Raw genomic sequence first — 16,159 nt, 5'->3', positions numbered from 1 at the left:
ATGTAAATCGACAAAGTGTCGTTTTAACGTTTTGAATAATAAGTAGAAACGGAGCCTCGTCGTTGCGAGATTCGTCGTTCCGGCAGTATTTCGTCAGGCCATTGTAAGGATTTCAAACAAAATGTAAACGCAAATGATAATTCGTATCATTTGTATGCTTATAAAAGGAAAGGAGAACTAACGTATGAATTGATGAATTGAGGGGAAAACCGGCGCAGCAGGGCGTGCGCCGGGCAGAATCAGCGTTTCTGGATGTAGGTAATTGCCAACGCCAGGGCCAGCACCAGGCCTTTGATAATGTCCATCGCGTAGTAGGGGACGGAGAGCATTACCAGGCCGTTTTGCAGTACGCCGAGGATCACCGCACCGACCAGCGTGCCGAGCGCGTTCGGTTTGCCGGAGCCGGCCAGCGAAAAACCAATGTAGGCGGCGGCGACCGCATCCATCAGATAACCGCCACCGGCATTGACCTGCGACGAACCAATACGTGACGCCAGCAGTATGCCGCCAAGCGAGGCCAGCAGGGCAGAAATGACATAGGCAGCAACCCTGTAACGTACGGTGCGAATGCCCGACAGGCGTGCCGCTTCCGGATTACCGCCGATGGCGTACATGCGGCGGCCATGCTTGGTCAGCGACAGAAACAGCTGCACCACAACGGTGACCGCCAGCATAATCAGCACGATCACCGGTACCTGGCCCAAAGACGAGAAAATCTCCGGGATCAGGCCTTCTGCCATGTCACCGTTCGGCAGCAGCATATTTTGGGTGATGGATCCGCCGTAGCTGTAGGTCATCGCCACGCCCTGGATCACAAACAGGCTGGCCAGGGTTGCCAGCATATCGGGAATTTTCAGCACCACGATCAGGAAAGCGTTGAACAGCCCGACGAGCGTGCAAATCAGCAACGTCAGCACAATCGCGCCGGTAGTGCCGAAGCCGTACCAGACAAACAGCGAAACCACCAGGGCGTTGGCCAGTGACGCGGTAGAACCGACGGAAAGGTCAAATCCGCCGACCGACAGTGAGATGGAGACTCCGATGGCGATCACCGTGACGATGGCTATCGAGCGTAAGATATTGATGATGTTGTTGGGATCGAGAAAGTTGTCTGACGCCAGCCCGAACAGGGCTATCAGCGCGACAACGGTGAGTAACATCCCCCACTTGTAGAGAAACTCAAACAGCTGATGGCGCCAGGGTTGCGCATTCTGCAGGGATAATTCTTTACTCACGCTGGGGTTCCTCCGGTGGAATACAGTAATAGGGTTTCTTCATCAATCTCGGCGGCGTCAAGTTCCGCCACTACCCGGCCATCCCATAGCACGCAGATGCGATCGCATAAACCGACCAGCTCCGCAAACTCGCCGGAAGCATAGATAATGCCTTTGCCGTCGCGGGCCAGCCCGTCGATCAGGGTGAATAATTCCTGTTTGGCCTTGATATCCACGCCCTTGGTGGGTTCATCGAAAATCAGCACTTTGGCGTCGCCGCGTAACCATTTGCCAATGGCCACTTTTTGCTGGTTGCCGCCGGAAAGCCTGGTCAGTCGCTGCTGTGGGCCGGAGGCGCGAATATTCAGGCGCTGCATGATATCCCGCGCCCAGCGCAGTTCCTGACGACGGCTGAACAGGCTCCAGCGTGAGAAGCTATCGTCGGCGCTGACGCTCAGATTCATCGGGATGGCTTCATCAATAAAAATGCCTTCTTTACGCCGCTCTTCCGGCACCAGTGCCAGCCCTTGTTCGACGCTAAGGTGCGGCGCACGCGGGGCCCAGGGTTTACCCAGTAGTTCTCCTTGTTCAACCCGTGCCGGCGTGGCGCCAAACAGTGCCTTGCACAGTTCGGTTTTGCCTGCCCCGGCCAGTCCGGCAATGCCGAGGATTTCCCCCTGATACAGCCGCAGGCTGACGTCGCGCAGCTTGTGACGATCGCTCAGACCCTCCACCTGCAGCAGCGGGCGGGAACCGTGCGGTGGGCGCGGCGGCGGGAAGATATCATTCAATTGATGACCAAGCATTTTCTCGACTATCTGCTCACCGCTCAGGCCCTGCATGGCGTCTTCGCTGACGTGGCGACCATCCCGCAGCACCGTCAGGCGGTCGCAAATTTCGCTCAGTTCATGAATGCGGTGTGAAATAAACACCACGCCAATACCTTCGGACTTAAGGCGGCGTACCACGCGAAACAGCCGTTCGCTTTCGGCGCGATCGAGCGGGGCGGTAGGTTCATCGAGCACCAGGAAACGGCAGCGGTGGGACAACGCACGCGCCAGCAGCACCTGCTGTTTTTCCGCCAGCGTGCACTCTGTCAATCGCTGACGCAGGTTAATGGTCAGATCCAGCTGGGCCAGTAACTGCGCCGCCTGGCGGTACAGTTGCGCCCAGTTCAGCAAATGCCCCGGCTCATTTAGCCAGTCGAGCATGATATTTTCCGCCACCGACAGCGTGGGGATCAGCGCCACATCCACTTCCTGCTGCACCACATGGATCCCATATTGGCGCGCCTGCAGCGGCGAATGAATATCCACTTTTTGCCCGTCGATAAAGATCTCGCCGCGGTAATGATTGTGCGCGCCGGAAAGTATCGCCATCAGCGTGGACTTACCCGCACCGTTAGCGCCGACCAGCGCATGGGTAGAGCCGCCCTGCAGGGTGAAGTCGACGTTTTGCAGTGCGTTGAAGCCGGCAAAGGCGATCGAGATATTGCGCATCTCGAGGCGTGAGGGCGTATGGGTTGGCATAGTGTGATTAAAAGACGTTTAGGTGTTTAGATGGCTAAATTGAGTATTTTGTAACACAGATTTTGTTTTTCTCAACAAACTAAATGGCATAACCAGGATGAAAATAATCTTTCGCCGATGAGGGCGCCCGTTCAGAGGCGATGGCAAAACTGAACGGGATGCCGCGGAAAGGGAATCGCTGATAGCGCCATCCCCTGGTCCGGTTTCTCAGAAGGTCGTCGGGGTATGGGCGCTGACGATGCGACAGACGCGCGCCGAGGTATTGCTGAAACTGTGGGGAATGCCGGTGTTGATGGCATAGCTCTGACCGGCGGTCAGGCAGTGAGTCTGACCGTTGATGGTCAGCATAATCTCGCCTTCCAGCAGGGTACCGATCTCCTCGCCCTGGTGCTTGATTTTCTCTCCGGTGGTGGTGCCGGGCTGGTAGGTTTCCAGCATCATTGCCAGATTGCGGGTTGGGTTGCCGTTGTGTACCAGCTTCATCGAGACACCCTGGCTGCCGATTTCGATCAGGTCTTCGGCCTCGATCACCACTTTGGGTTCATTGGCGGCCTCTGGCTCGGCAAAGAATGCAGACAGCGACAGTCCATAGACCTTCAGCAACTTTTGCAGCGTACTGATGGCCGGACTGACCTTGTCCTGTTCGATGGTGCTGATTGCGCTGTGGGTTAACCCGGACAGTTCGGCGACCCGGCGCTGCGACAAACCCAATTGCAGACGGATCTGTGACAGGCGCTTACCCGGCGCCAAGCTGACTTCGCTCATAGAGGGACTTCCTTCTGGTAGGGACGACAGGCTGAAATGAATATCGGTGTCAGGTACCTGTTCGAGTGGCTTCGACACAACATGATATCGGTAGTTGCGACCAATTTGGAAAATATATTGCCCATCACCACCCCCGTTCTGGCGGAAGAAATTCTGCACACAAAAAAGCAGTTAACGCCTTTTCGGTCAATATTTTATCAATTTAGCAGTCGGTGGCGAATAATCAAACAGGATTGTAACATTTGCAAACCATTTGTGTTAAGGCTATGTTTCATATTATGGATGTTATTTTGAGCGCCAGTTCTGGCGCAGTCTACAGAGAAATCAGACCATGTGTTGAACCTATCGGCAGGTGAACGCGAACGCGTTCTCAGAGCATAATGGCGGGTGATGTATGCAAACCAATATCGCAGCAGTTGAAAATTTTGCACAGCATAATGAAGAGAGGCGAAGTAGCGCGTTCCAACGTGAGGTTGCTCATTATTTGGAACGCCACCCCTCAACGCAGTATATCGATATCCTTCTCACTGACCTGAATGGTTCCTTCCGCGGTAAACGCATCCCTGTCTCCGGACTGAAAAAATTGGAAAAAGGCTGTTACTTCCCCGCCTCGGTATTCGCTATGGATATTTTGGGCAATGTGGTGGAGGAGGCGGGTCTGGGCCAGGAACTGGGTGAACCGGACCGTGTATGCATGCCGGTGTCGGGTTCACTGACTCCCTCAGCGGCGGATCCGGATAATATCGGTCAGGTATTACTGACCATGCTGGATGAAGATGGCACTCCCTTTGACGTTGAACCCCGTAATGTCCTGAATCGAGTGTGGCAGGCGTTGCGCCAGCGCGGCATGTTCCCGGTGGTAGCGGTAGAGTTGGAGTTCTATCTCATTGACAGGCAGCGAGACTCTGAGGGGTATTTGCAGCCCCCCTGTGCGCCCGGTACCCAGGAGCGCAACATGCAGAGCCAGGTTTACTCGCTGGATAACCTGAATCATTTTGCCGAAGTGCTTAACGACATCGACACACTGGCGCAGATGCAAGGCTTACCGGCAGACGGTGCGGTGGCGGAGGCGTCCCCCGGCCAGTTCGAGGTGAATCTGCAGCATACCGATAATGTGTTGCTGGCCTGTGACCATGCGTTGGGGTTAAAGCGCCTGGTACGCATGGTGGCGGAAAATCATCATTTGCACGCCACTTTTATGGCCAAACCCTATGAAGAATATGCCGGTAGCGGTATGCACGTGCATATCAGCATGCTGGATGGCAACGGCAACAACCTGTTCGCGCAAGCGGACGGCGAAGACTCGACGCTGCTGCACCGCGCGCTGGCCGGGATGATCACCTTAATGCCAGCCTCCATGGCGCTGCTGGCACCCAATGTGAACGCTTTTCGCCGTTTCCAGCCGGGCATGTATGTGCCTACCCAGGCATCATGGGGGCACAACAATCGCACCGTTGCACTACGCATTCCCTGCGGCGAACCGGAAAATCATCGGGTGGAATACCGCGTTGCGGGTGCCGATGCCAACCCTTATCTGGTGGTGGCGGCGATACTGTCAGGCATTCTTTACGGCCTGGACAACGAATTGCCCTTGCCTGAGCCGGTGACCGGCAACGGGCTGGAGCAGGAAGGGCTGCCGTTCCCGATCCGTCAAAGCGACGCCCTGTACGAGTTTGAGCACCAGCATGAACTGACGCAGTATCTGGGCGAACGTTTTGCCCACGTTTACCACGCCTGCAAGCTGGACGAACTGATGCAGTTTGAGCGACTGGTGACGGAAACCGAGATTGACTGGATGTTGAAAAATGCCTGAAGCGGCGTAAAATGTGCGTCATTAACTTGATAGGCGATAGAACGATAGCGGATTAATTCACCTGTAAGGGTTGTTTTCCGAACGATCGCGAAAAGAATTTGTGTAACGGGCCTTCCTGATCTTGTCATCAGGAGGGTTTCTGGTGCAAAATATCCTTAATGCAGATAGCCGACGTTTTAACGCGTCGGTTATTTTTTTTGCATTTGTGTTTTACAAACTGTGCGTTTCATACACCAAGCGAGGCCGGACACCGATCCGGATAGATAAATAGTTTCGTGCGCGATCAAATAAAACTTTATGGTCGTGACTCATGAGGATAAGAAAGATGGGGCAATTTTTCACTTTAGCACCGGTGCCCGCCGGTTTCCGCTGCGGTCGCAGCGATTATGGAGCAGCCAAGGCCGCCTTGACTCGTTATCCAGCTTCCAATCCCCTTCTTTTTGAATTCAGTCGCAAGTTGCGAAGTTTCCCCGCAACCTTAAGTCTTGGCGTGTCTACGCTCCGCAAGACCGAAGGTAAGGGGGGGCTGCGTCATGTCCGATAACATCATCAATGCCGCTCCGGCTGAACGCGCACAGCTGCGTAAAACCCTGACTTTAGTTCCGGTAGTGATGATGGGGCTGGCTTATCTGCAGCCAATGACCATCTTCGATACCTTTGGCATCGTATCCGGCCTGACCGATGGTCACGTCGCCACTGCGTACGCCTTTGCTCTGCTGGCGGTCCTGTTTACCGCACTGAGCTACGGCAAACTGGTACGGAAATTCCCGTCCGCCGGTTCTGCCTATACCTATGCCCAGAAAGCCATCAGCCCGCACGTCGGCTTTATGGTGGGCTGGTCGTCGCTGCTGGACTACCTGTTCATGCCGATGATCAACATCCTGTTGGCCAAGATTTACCTGGAAGCCATTTTCCCGGGTGTGCCTTCGTGGATCTTCGTGGCGGCACTGGTCGCGCTGATGACGCTGTTCAACCTGCGCGGCATCAAGCTGGTGGCGAACCTGAACTCCATTATCGTGGTGGTGCAGGTGGCGATCATGATCGTGTTCCTGTTCCTGGTAGTGAACGGTATTTCACATGGTGAAGGTGCCGGTACGCTGATCAGCAGCCGTCCGTTCTGGTCTGAGGGTGCGCACGTGGTGCCGATGATTACCGGTGCGACCATTCTGTGCTTCTCGTTCCTCGGTTTTGACGGTATCAGTTCGCTGTCGGAAGAAACCAAAGACGCAGAGAACGTGATCCCGAAAGCCATTTTCCTGACGGCGTTGATCGGCGGTATCATCTTTATTGTGGTGTCCTACTTTGTGCAGTTGTACTTCCCGGACATTTCACGCTTTAAAGATCCCGATGCGTCCCAGCCGGAAATCATGCTCTACGTGGCCGGCAAGTTCTTCCAGTCGGTGATCCTGGTGTTCTCCTGCGTGACCGTGCTGGCTTCTGGCATGGCATCTCACGCCGGTGTTTCGCGCCTGATGTATGTGATGGGTCGTGATGGCGTATTCCCGGAGCGTTTCTTCGGTTATGTGCACCCGAAATGGCGTACCCCGGCACTGAACGTGCTGCTGGTCGGCGTGATTGCGTTGTCTGCAGTTTCGTTTGATCTGGTTACCGCAACGGCGCTGATTAACTTCGGTGCGCTGGTGGCGTTTACCTTTGTGAACCTGTCGGTGATCTCGCAGTTCTATATTCGCGACAAGCTGAACCGTACCGTTAAAGACACCTTTAACTACCTGATCCTGCCAATTATGGGTGCGCTGACCGTGGGTGCGCTGTGGCTGAATCTGGAAGCCAGCTCAATGACGCTGGGCCTGGTGTGGGCGGCAATTGGCCTGATTTATCTGGCCTTTGTCACGCGCAGCTTCCGCCTGCCGGTACCACAGGCTAGCGAAGACGTAGCCTAAGCTTTATTCGGTAAGTATTATTAAGAAGGGCGCCTTGGGGCGCCCTTTGTTGTTTTTGTCAGCCGACCAGCTCTTTGCCGTATTCAAACAGCGCTTTCAACAGCGCGGTCTTCTCTTGATCGCCTTCATGCAGGTTATACAGCGACTCCAGTTGCAGGACATAGCTCTGCACCCGCTCGGCGCTTAAGGCTTCCTGACGATGCTGTAACCAGCGGCGTTGCTCGGTGTCATCGAGCGTATTGGGGTAATTGCGGGCGCGGAAGCGGAACAGCAGCTCTTTCAGACGGCCATCGTTGAAGGTCAAATCCAGCGCCGGCAGGTTCTGCGGCTTGGTTTGCTGGATAATTTTCATCGTTGCCTTGTCGGCATCGCTGAAGAAACCGTCGTACAGCCGCGCATCGACATCATCAGAACCCTTGAAAGGCTCGGCATCGGCGAACAGTGCGACCACTTTTTCGCGCACTTGCGGATGCTGGCGCAGCAGCTGCAGGTTTTGCAGGCAGGCCTGACGATCGATACCCAGTCGCTCGGCGTTTTCCGGCAACAGGGTTTTCGCCGGTGCCAGCACCGGACATTTATTGATATGTACCAGTTTGATCGGCACCGGCGATTGGCCGGGGGCCAGATCCTCACGGCGGGTATACAGCCGTTCACGCAGCTCGTCGGCGCTCAGCGTCAGCAATGGCGTCATATCACCGGCCAAATCGCACATGATCACCGCATTCTTGTTGTCCGGGTGCCAGGCCAGCGGCGATACCCAACTGGTGTTGCCACGTGCCGCGCCGAACATGCCGGAAACGTGTACCAACGGCGTCATTTCTGCGATGTCGATCAGCGCGTTCAGCTTATGTTTGTTGCGGTGCTGCAACAGGAAATCAAATAACCGTGGCTGCGCCTGCTTGACCAGTTTGGCCATGGCAATGGTGGCGTAAACGTCCGACATGGCGTCATGGGCATGTTCATGTTCGACGCCGTTGGCGCGGGTCAGGTGCTCCAGACGGAAGCTGGGGAAGCCATCTTCGTTCTCCGGCCAGACGATGCCGTCCGGGCGCAGTGCATAACAGGCACGCATAACGTCGAGCAGATCCCAGCGTGAGTTGCCATTCTGCCAACTGTAAGCATAGGGATCGTAGAAGTTGCGGTAGAAAATATTGCGACTGACTTCGTCATCAAAGCGGATATTGTTGTAACCCAGAATACAGGTGCCGGGCACGCTGAATGCCTGATGAATTTGCCGTGTAAACTCGGCTTCGTTAACGCCCTTGGCCAGTGCCAGTTGCGGCGTAATACCGGTGATCATCACCGCTTCGGGATCGGGCAGGTAGTCATCGGCCGGGGCGCAGTAGATGACCAGCGGCTCTTCGATAATATTGAAGTCCATATCGGTACGCACGCCGGCAAACTGCGCCGGGCGGTCCATCGATGGGCTTATGCCGAAGGTCTCGTAGTCGTGGATGTAGAATGTGGCCGGTGCCTTGCTGCTCAAAATCGCATCTCTCGCGTGCGTAGGGAATATGCCCCTATTGTAACGGCGAGATGAACGATGCCAAGCGGTCGTTAGTGTTAATCACCGAAATGCGCTGTATTACGCACCGCGATAGTAGTTCAGGCGTAAATGAAAGTAGGGGCGTAAATAATCGGGCACCTGTTGTTCGGCATTGCTGGCGTCATTGACGCTAATGCCATAGCGTTCGTTGTAAATGACGCTGAGGGCCAGTAAATCGACTTCAATTTTTTCACGTTCTGCTTGCGGTAAGCTATCCAGCTTTCGACCCATATTATTCTCCCTGTGATTCCTGGGGCATCATAGGATCGTTAGCCGCGCTTGTCCCTACCCCATTCTGGGGGGAGCCTCAAGATGTGGGCGACTGTGCCTGGAGGCCGTGGCCTGGAGCCGCTGCACCCTGAACATGTTGCGAGTATCTGACCGTAAATTCCTGCCGGTTTTGCAGATTAGCGTGCTCGAAGGCCCTGTGGGCCGAGAAAACGCTGCCGATCACCGCCAGCCAGAAAACGCTGCACAGCACCAGGATGCCCAACCAGACTTTTTGGTTATAGCTCATAAATACTCCGGATGAGAAAAGGTAATAGAATTTGCCAGGAAATTAAATCAGAGTTTCTCTCAATGGAATGTCAACGGCCACATTATTATGGTTTGTTTTTTGGTTAATGTGTTACCAAATACCTTCGTGATGTTTCAGAACATTCCTTAAGATAATATTAAGAAAAGATAAGTAGATGCCACTGAGTTTTATTTAGTATTCGTTTAATTGTTTCCACATACAATCAGCAGCATTCAATACCAATGTGGATACGTATTATGAAAACTCTGCTGTTAACCGGTGCTACCGGCTTTCTCGGTGGTGCAGTTCTCGAGAAACTAATTAAAGAAAATCAGTCTATTAACTATCTTCTGTTAGTGCGGGCTGAAAATGCACAGCAGGGACTGGAACGTATTCGATTGAATATGGAAAAGTTTAATATTGATGCTGATTTATTTTCAAAGATCACGATAGAAAATATATTGTTGGGCGATTTAGGTGAGCCTGCTGACTTTTTGGCAGACACACGAATTAACAATGTAACGCACGTTATTAATTGTGCCGCAGTAGCCTCGTTTGGCAACAACCCTCTTATTTGGAAGGTGAATGTCGAAGGTACGCTGGCCTTTGCCGAGAGAATGGCGCAGGTGTCTGGATTAAAACGTTTCCTGCACGTGGGTACAGCAATGTCCTGTGCGCCGGAACCGGGTTCTCTGGTGGCAGAGAGCGGTGAATTTGAAGAAACCGCCGAGCATTTGGTGGAATACACCCGCTCCAAATCGACCATCGAGCAGCTAATGCGCCAACGCTGTCCGCAGCTGCCGCTGGTGATTGCCCGTCCTTCGATCGTGGTGGGGCATACTCGCCTGGGGTGTCAGCCTTCCAGCAGTATTTTTTGGGTGTTCAGCATGGCGCTGATGCTGCGCAAGTTTATGTGTTCACTGCAGGACAACATCGACGTGATCCCGGTCGACTACTGTGCCGATGCGCTGGTGATGCTGTTGAACAGCGAAACGCTGGATAATGATGTTTATCATATCTCGGCCGGTGAAGAGAGCAGCGTCAGCTTTGCGGATATCGACCGGGCCATTGCCGCCGCGCTGGAAAAACCGCCGCTTGGCGATCATTACGCGCAGGTCAGTTACGAAGCGCTGCTGAAGATGCGTAAGCAACTGAAGGATATTTTCGGGCCTTGTAACGAACGACTGATGCTGAAGGCGATGCGCCTGTACGGATCTTTCGCCATGCTTAACGTGCGTTTCAGTAACGATAAAATTCTTAAGCTGGGCATGCCGAAACCCCCGCGTTTTACCGACTACATTGACTGTTGCGTACAGTCGACCCGCGGTTTGTCTATCCAGCAGCAAATGGTGGTAGATTTCAAATAACAGCACGGCGCCGATTGGCGGCGCCTGACTGTATCCACCTCATTACCAGGACGAAGACGACCAGAAAACGCGGCCCAGCACCACCAGTTGGTCTTTACGCTGCGGGTAACTCAGGTGTTCGTCCTGGTACTCTTCCCTGTTCAGGGAGCGAATAGTGACACCGCCGTCGGGCTGTTCGATCAACACTTTTACCCGCAGCAGATTGCCATGACGAATAGCGTAGGTTTTGCCTTCGCGAATACGTGTGTCATCGGTATTAATCCCTACCACATCACCGTCTTGCAGGCGCGGTTCCATACTGGAGCCGGAAATGCGGATGATGCGTGCGGCATTCACCGCCACCCCCATCTTGTGCAGATAGTAGCGACGGAAGATCAGCGAAAATTCTTCGCGATCGACGATTTCATAACAGCCATCGCCGGCCGAGAAATTAATATCCAGCAGGGGAATTTCCACAAACTCTTCCTTGTCCTGTTCGGTGTCTTCCCATACCACCGGCTTGAGGCGGGCGGGTTGAAAATCCGACTCTGCCGCTACGTTATCAAACGGCCGCACCAGCTGTTTTTCATGGAAAACGTCAAACCAGCCCTTCGGCAGGTTCAGTTTGGCCTCGATCCGCCTGGCGAGGTTATCACCCAGATTGCGGGAAGACTTTTCACCGCTGATTTGGCTCAGCGTCGGCGAAGAGGACTCTACCAGCAGCGCAAACTCGTTCTGGTTGACACCCTGTCGGGCGTAGCTGGCCATCAGCTCGCGCAAATTATTGCGTCTTATTTCTTTGGTTTCCATCGTCGGATGATCGCACTCTTTAGCAAAAAGGTAAATATTGCTTTCACTAAATATTTCTTGCTTTAACTTTAGCAATTAGCTAAACATGAACGGGTGGACATGGTCCGCAAAGACATTGTAGGGTCGCTGTACGTTGCGGCCGTTTGAGCGGAACGGATCCTGCAATGCTGTGGCACGCGAGTTTAACCAACAAGGAATCTATTATGTTCAGTATGGATTACAACAGCTACCGTTCGGTAGCCAGCTTTGGCCACCGGGTGCGTTTTCTGGTGCTGCATTACACGGCGCAAAACTTTGCCGATTCGGTGCAGTCACTGACCGGTAAGTCGGTCAGCGCCCATTATCTGGTGCCGGATCCTGAAGATCAAAGCTATCAGGCCGCCGGTTTCAGCGGCGTGCGCATTTTCAACCTGGTCGATGAAGTGGAACGCGCCTGGCATGCCGGGGCCAGTCAGTGGGGCAATCGCAATAATCTTAACGATACGTCCATTGGCATTGAGATCGTCAATCTGGCCAGCGGCGATGGCGAAGACATTACCTTCCCGCCGTTTAACCCGCAGCAGATTGCCGCGGTCAGCCAACTGGCGCAGAACATTCTGCAACGCTATCCGGACATCACGCCGGTCAACGTGGTGGCGCATTCCGATATTGCTCCGGGCCGCAAAAGTGATCCAGGCCCGAAGTTTCCGTGGCACCAGCTATATCTGGCAGGTGTAGGCGCCTGGTATGACGAAGCAGTAAAGCATCGTCACCAGCATGAATATCAGTGCCAGGGCCTGCCGGCACAGCCTGATTTGCTGGCGCTGTTCGCTAAATACGGTTACGACACCTCGGCAGCGACCAATGCCGAAGGTTATCGCCAACTGGTGCGGGCCTTCCAGCTGCATTTCCGTCAACGAAAGTATGACGGAGTGATGGATGTGGAAACCGCCGCCATTTTGCGTGCGCTGGTGGATAAATATGCCGCTTAACGTCTGACTGCGGATAGGGGACGCCTTATCCGCCTTTTTCAGTCTGCCTTCCTCCGCTAAACTGATATCCTTTCTCGCCATCGATAACGGGATGCATTGTGCGCCTCGACAGAAAAATATCGTCGTTTGAACGTCTGACTTACCGCCATTACCGCATTGTGCATGGTGTACGCATTGGGCTGGCGTTTATCCTGACCTTCTTGCTAATCCGCCTGCTTGAAGTGCCGGAAGGCACCTGGCCGTTGATTACGCTGGTGGTGGTGATGGGGCCGATTTCATTCTGGGGCAACGTGTTGCAAAGGGCGCTGCAGCGTATTGCCGGCACGGTGTTTGGTGCCGCCTCCGGTCTGATTGCCCTGTATCTTGAACTGTATTCGCTACCGCTAATGCTGGCGTGGTGTGGCGTCGTGATGTTTTTCTGCGGCTACCTGACGCTTGGCAAACGGCCCTATATGGCATTGCTGGTGGGCATTACGCTGGCGGTGGTTTGTGGCGCGGGTGCCGGTGATATGCATACCGCGCTGTGGCGCAGTGGCGACGTGATTTTTGGCTCATTACTGGCGCTGTTGTTCACCAGCATTTACCCGCAGCGGGCCTACATTCTGTGGCGCATGCAGATGGCCGATTGCCTGCAAAGCGCGGGCAAGATCTACGGCGCTTACCTGTCCCCGAATATGATCGAAAGACCACGGCTGGAGCCGCAGCTGAAAGACTTGCTGAATCAGGTGGTCAAATTGCGCGGGCTGATTGTGCCCAGCAGCAAAGAAACTCATATTCCCAAAGCAGTATTCGAAGCGGTGCAGACGCTGAGCCGCAATTTGGTCTGTACGCTGGAGCTGTTGGCCGACGCCTACTGGGCCTCGCGCGAAACCCATTTTATTATGCTGAATGCCAAAACCCTGCGCAGCGCGCAACTGTTGACGCTACGCTCATTGGAAGCGCTGGCGGAGACAATGCGTAACGGCCCGCAGGCTCAGCAGGCGATGGCGGCAGGGGAACTGAGCGAAATCGCTGCGGAGCTGAAAACCCTGATGCAGGAGGCCAGCGTCAGCCAGCATGGTGAAGCGCCGATCTACGGCTACGTATGGCTGAGCATGGAACTGACGCAGCAGTTGGAAGAACTGGGTGACTTGCTCAAGGTGTGTACCGCCGGCGAGCGTGAATAGGGGGCCAGATCATGAAGCAGGCGCTTCGGGTTTTTGTCGCGGCGGTAAAGTGGGTAAGATAGGGCGATGAGTGTTGTGTCAGAGCGCCACAAACCTGTATCTTGGTCTCATTGTGGCCGTAAGCCAATGAATCTGTGTATTACTAAAGCAAGGGTATGAAGATGGAAAATGCAAATAAGCCGAGTTTCCAGGACGTTCTGGAGTTTGTGCGTATGTTCCGACGTAAAAATAAGCTGCAACGCGAAATTATCGACAACGAGAAGAAAGTCCGCGACAACCAAAAGCGCGTGCTGCTGCTCGATAACCTGAGTGAGTACATCAAACCGGGCATGAGCATTGAAGATGTTCAGGGCATCATTGCCAACATGCGCAGCGACTATGAAGATCGCGTTGATGACTACATCATCAAAAATGCCGATCTGTCTAAAGAACGTCGCGACCTGTCCAAAAAGCTGAAGGCTATGGGCGAAGTGAAGTAACCATTTTTATCGGGCCAGGCGCTCGCCTGGCCCTTTTAATCTGCCCCTCAGTTACTACCCTTTACCGTACATATCAAAATCAAAGTATTTATCGTTCACCTTCTTATAGGTGCCGTTGGCGATAATGGCTTTCAGCGCCGCGTTGAAGGCATCAAGTAATGCGCGGTCCTCTTTACGCACGCCAATGCCATCGCCAATACCAAAATATTTGCTGTCGCTCAGTTCCGCGCCGGTAAAGGCAAAATCCTTGCCGCCGGGCGTTTTGAAAAATTCGCTGGCGCTGACGCTGGCCAGCAGCGAAGCGTCCAACCGGCCGTTGGCCAGATCCTCATTCACTTCCTGTTGGCTCTGATAGGCAATCACGTTGACGCCGGCCTGGCGCCACATTGCGTTTGCGTAAGCTTCCTGGCTGGAGCCTTGTTGCACGCCAATCGATTTGCCTTTCAGTGAAGCCGCCGTGGGCTGCAGATCGCTACCCTTGCGGGCCACCAGGCGTGCCGGGGCGTTAGACACCTTGTTCGAGAAGGAGATCTGCTTTTCGCGCTGCGGCGTAATGGTCATTGACGAGGCGATGGCGTCAAACTTTTTTGCCTGCAACCCCGGGATCATCCCGTCCCAACTGCTTTCGACCCACACGCACCTGGCCTGCATCTCATTGCACAGCGCCTGAGCGATATCTACACCGAACCCGGTCAGGGTTCCTTGCGCAGTTTTGTATTCCAGCGGCGGGAAGGTGGGGTCTATGCCCAGCTTAATCACCTTGCCGCTGAACTCCCCGCCAAGGGCGGCGAAACTGAATGCCAGTGGCAGCAATAAAACCAGGCTACTTTTTGTTTTCATTTTGTTTTCCTCAGCGTAGTGGTGTTCAAAAAGGGATTAAGCCAGGAAGCGTTCCGCCAGCTTGACCCAGTAAGTGGCGCCAATCGGCAAACACTCGTCGTTAAAATCGTAACCGGCGTTATGCAGCGAGTTACCGGGCGTGCTTTCCCCGTTGCCAATTGAGATATAACTGCCGGGGCATTTTTCCAGCATAAAAGCGAAGTCCTCACTGGCGGTAATCGGGCGCAGATTGGCGATAACCCGGCTTTCACCGGCCCATTCCAACGCGACCGAACGAGCCAGTTCGGTTTCCGCCGCGTGGTTCACCAGCACCGGATAACCCTGTTGATAATCAATCTCTGCCCGGGCTCCAAAACTGACGGCCTGCGCTTCCACCAGTGCCGTAATGCGGTCTTCCAACCGTTGACGGACATCGGCATTCAGCGCACGCACGCTCAGCGTCATGGTGGCGGTCGAGGGGATGACATTGCTGGCATGACCGGCCTGGATCGCGCCTACGGTCACAATCGCCGTTTCCTGTGGATCGATATTTCTGGAGACGATGGTCTGCAGGCTCATCACGATGGCGGCACAGACCACCACCGGATCGACGGTGTGCTGTGGCACCGCGCCATGGCCGCCGTGCCCATGCAGGGTGATGTTGACGGTATCGGCCGAACACATGAAGGGGCCGCTGGCAAAGCCCAGTTGGCCGACCGGGAGGCCGGGCACGTTGTGCATGGCGAACACCGCGTCGCAGGGAAAACGCTCGAACAGCCCGTCTTCCATCATTACCCGGGCGCCGCCGCCGCCTTCTTCCGCCGGCTGAAATATTAACCGCAATGTACCGGTAAAGTCAGAGTGGTGCGCCAGATAACGCGCCGCCGCCAGCAGCATGGTGGTGTGGCCATCATGACCGCAGGCGTGCATCACGCCGCTGTGGGTGCTGGCATAGGGCAGCCCGCTGGTTTCTTCAATCGGCAATGCATCCATATCGGCCCGCAGGCCAAGCGTTTTCCCCACGCCGCGTTGCAGCGTGGCGACAACCCCGGTTTGTCCTATATGGCGCGTGACCTGATAACCCCATTCGGTCAGCAGTTTTGCCACCAAATCGCTGGTGGCAAACTCATTGAACCCCAGTTCTGGATGCGCATGAATATGGTGGCGAATGGCGACCATTTCGTGTTGAACGGCAGCTATTTCAGGTAAAACAAGCGGATTGCTCATCGCGATATCCAAAGTGAATTTTCGGTTCCCGACGCGATCGATAACCGGGAACAAGG

General features: G+C 54.5%; 15 protein-coding genes. 6 read left to right on the top strand and 9 right to left on the bottom strand.

From position 1 onward, the window contains the following. Positions 1 to 239 precede the first annotated feature (239 nt). From SERS4_RS0117205 to puuR, 3 genes are all read right to left on the bottom strand, one after another. Positions 240 to 1,235 (bottom strand): ABC transporter permease, encoded by a 996-nt coding sequence (locus SERS4_RS0117205; protein ID WP_012145935.1) that lies wholly within the window; start codon positions 1,233 to 1,235, stop codon positions 240 to 242. After that, a complete protein-coding gene (locus SERS4_RS0117200; protein ID WP_026142453.1) occupies positions 1,232 to 2,743 on the bottom strand; it encodes a sugar ABC transporter ATP-binding protein in 1,512 nt (503 codons plus the stop codon). The genes SERS4_RS0117205 and SERS4_RS0117200 overlap by 4 nt, the downstream gene beginning before the upstream one ends. Before the next feature lie 207 nt (positions 2,744 to 2,950). After that, positions 2,951 to 3,508: an HTH-type transcriptional regulator PuuR gene (gene puuR / locus SERS4_RS0117195; RefSeq protein ID WP_012145933.1), complete on the bottom strand. Its 558-nt coding sequence runs from the start codon at positions 3,506 to 3,508 to the stop codon at positions 2,951 to 2,953. A gap of 394 nt (positions 3,509 to 3,902) precedes the next feature. Between puuR and SERS4_RS0117190 the strand changes: the two genes are divergently transcribed. Then, the gene (locus SERS4_RS0117190; RefSeq protein ID WP_012145932.1) at positions 3,903 to 5,321 is read left to right on the top strand and encodes a glutamine synthetase family protein; all 1,419 of its coding nucleotides are present in this window, start codon (positions 3,903 to 3,905) and stop codon (positions 5,319 to 5,321) included. A 533-nt stretch (positions 5,322 to 5,854) separates the two neighbouring features. Next, positions 5,855 to 7,222: an APC family permease gene (locus SERS4_RS0117185; protein ID WP_012145931.1), complete on the top strand. Its 1,368-nt coding sequence runs from the start codon at positions 5,855 to 5,857 to the stop codon at positions 7,220 to 7,222. Positions 7,223 to 7,280: 58 nt separating this feature from the next. On the opposite strand, the gene sbcB is transcribed toward SERS4_RS0117185, so the two are convergent. The 3 genes from sbcB to SERS4_RS0117170 form a co-directional block, all read right to left on the bottom strand. After that, positions 7,281 to 8,708 carry an exodeoxyribonuclease I gene (sbcB, locus tag SERS4_RS0117180; RefSeq protein WP_026142452.1) on the bottom strand — a complete coding sequence of 476 codons (1,428 nt, stop codon included), beginning with the start codon at positions 8,706 to 8,708 and terminating at the stop codon, positions 7,281 to 7,283. Positions 8,709 to 8,807: 99 nt separating this feature from the next. Next, on the bottom strand, positions 8,808 to 8,999 hold the full coding sequence (locus tag SERS4_RS0117175; RefSeq protein ID WP_017893429.1) for a DNA polymerase III subunit theta: 192 nt from the start codon (positions 8,997 to 8,999) through the stop codon (positions 8,808 to 8,810). A gap of 76 nt (positions 9,000 to 9,075) precedes the next feature. Beyond that, the gene (locus SERS4_RS0117170) at positions 9,076 to 9,285 is read right to left on the bottom strand and encodes a hypothetical protein (protein WP_017893428.1); all 210 of its coding nucleotides are present in this window, start codon (positions 9,283 to 9,285) and stop codon (positions 9,076 to 9,078) included. A gap of 257 nt (positions 9,286 to 9,542) precedes the next feature. Here SERS4_RS0117170 and SERS4_RS0117165 point away from each other — a divergent pair, with 257 nt between their 5' ends. Next, the gene (locus SERS4_RS0117165) at positions 9,543 to 10,652 is read left to right on the top strand and encodes an SDR family oxidoreductase (protein ID WP_017893427.1); all 1,110 of its coding nucleotides are present in this window, start codon (positions 9,543 to 9,545) and stop codon (positions 10,650 to 10,652) included. Between the two features lie 42 nt (positions 10,653 to 10,694). Here SERS4_RS0117165 and SERS4_RS0117160 read toward each other — a convergent pair whose 3' ends face one another. After that, positions 10,695 to 11,441, bottom strand: coding sequence for a helix-turn-helix transcriptional regulator (locus tag SERS4_RS0117160; protein ID WP_012145927.1), 747 nt, complete (start codon positions 11,439 to 11,441; stop codon positions 10,695 to 10,697). A 203-nt stretch (positions 11,442 to 11,644) separates the two neighbouring features. On the opposite strand from SERS4_RS0117160, the gene SERS4_RS0117155 reads away from it, so the two are divergent. The 3 genes from SERS4_RS0117155 to tmaR all read left to right on the top strand — a co-directional run bounded on the left by SERS4_RS0117155 (position 11,645) and on the right by tmaR (position 14,057). Next, on the top strand, positions 11,645 to 12,412 hold the full coding sequence (locus SERS4_RS0117155; RefSeq protein ID WP_017893426.1) for an N-acetylmuramoyl-L-alanine amidase: 768 nt from the start codon (positions 11,645 to 11,647) through the stop codon (positions 12,410 to 12,412). Between the two features lie 98 nt (positions 12,413 to 12,510). Continuing rightward, the gene (locus SERS4_RS0117150) at positions 12,511 to 13,578 is read left to right on the top strand and encodes an FUSC family protein (protein WP_012145925.1); all 1,068 of its coding nucleotides are present in this window, start codon (positions 12,511 to 12,513) and stop codon (positions 13,576 to 13,578) included. Between the two features lie 161 nt (positions 13,579 to 13,739). Further along, entirely contained in the window at positions 13,740 to 14,057 is a 318-nt protein-coding gene (gene tmaR, locus SERS4_RS0117145; RefSeq protein ID WP_017893425.1) for a PTS system regulator TmaR, read from the top strand. A 54-nt stretch (positions 14,058 to 14,111) separates the two neighbouring features. On the opposite strand, the gene SERS4_RS0117140 is transcribed toward tmaR, so the two are convergent. Together SERS4_RS0117140 and SERS4_RS0117135 are read right to left on the bottom strand one after the other, a co-directional pair. Beyond that, positions 14,112 to 14,897 carry an ABC transporter substrate-binding protein gene (locus SERS4_RS0117140; RefSeq protein ID WP_017893424.1) on the bottom strand — a complete coding sequence of 262 codons (786 nt, stop codon included), beginning with the start codon at positions 14,895 to 14,897 and terminating at the stop codon, positions 14,112 to 14,114. Positions 14,898 to 14,933: 36 nt separating this feature from the next. Further along, entirely contained in the window at positions 14,934 to 16,103 is a 1,170-nt protein-coding gene (locus tag SERS4_RS0117135; protein WP_017893423.1) for a M20 aminoacylase family protein, read from the bottom strand. Between the last annotated feature and the right edge of the window lie 56 nt (positions 16,104 to 16,159).

The organism is Serratia sp. S4, assembly GCF_000347995.1.
Lineage (GTDB): Bacteria > Pseudomonadota > Gammaproteobacteria > Enterobacterales > Enterobacteriaceae > Serratia > Serratia quinivorans.
Note: the sequence above shows the minus strand (reverse complement) of the source record. Positions and strands in the feature narration are given on the sequence as shown.

Excerpts from the sequence above, each read along its gene's own strand:
- SERS4_RS0117165 (WP_017893427.1), top strand. The coding sequence starts at position 9,543 with ATGAAAACTCTGCTGTTAACCGGTGCTACCGGCTTTCTCGGTGGTGCA.
- SERS4_RS0117160 (WP_012145927.1), bottom strand. The coding sequence starts at position 11,441 with ATGGAAACCAAAGAAATAAGACGCAATAATTTGCGCGAGCTGATGGCC.
- SERS4_RS0117170 (WP_017893428.1), bottom strand. The coding sequence starts at position 9,285 with ATGAGCTATAACCAAAAAGTCTGGTTGGGCATCCTGGTGCTGTGCAGC.
- puuR (WP_012145933.1), bottom strand. The coding sequence starts at position 3,508 with ATGAGCGAAGTCAGCTTGGCGCCGGGTAAGCGCCTGTCACAGATCCGT.
- SERS4_RS0117190 (WP_012145932.1), top strand. The coding sequence starts at position 3,903 with ATGCAAACCAATATCGCAGCAGTTGAAAATTTTGCACAGCATAATGAA.
- SERS4_RS0117185 (WP_012145931.1), top strand. The coding sequence starts at position 5,855 with ATGTCCGATAACATCATCAATGCCGCTCCGGCTGAACGCGCACAGCTG.
- SERS4_RS0117135 (WP_017893423.1), bottom strand. The coding sequence starts at position 16,103 with ATGAGCAATCCGCTTGTTTTACCTGAAATAGCTGCCGTTCAACACGAA.
- SERS4_RS0117175 (WP_017893429.1), bottom strand. The coding sequence starts at position 8,999 with ATGGGTCGAAAGCTGGATAGCTTACCGCAAGCAGAACGTGAAAAAATT.
- SERS4_RS0117140 (WP_017893424.1), bottom strand. The coding sequence starts at position 14,897 with ATGAAAACAAAAAGTAGCCTGGTTTTATTGCTGCCACTGGCATTCAGT.
- SERS4_RS0117155 (WP_017893426.1), top strand. The coding sequence starts at position 11,645 with ATGTTCAGTATGGATTACAACAGCTACCGTTCGGTAGCCAGCTTTGGC.
- tmaR (WP_017893425.1), top strand. The coding sequence starts at position 13,740 with ATGGAAAATGCAAATAAGCCGAGTTTCCAGGACGTTCTGGAGTTTGTG.
- SERS4_RS0117200 (WP_026142453.1), bottom strand. The coding sequence starts at position 2,743 with ATGCCAACCCATACGCCCTCACGCCTCGAGATGCGCAATATCTCGATC.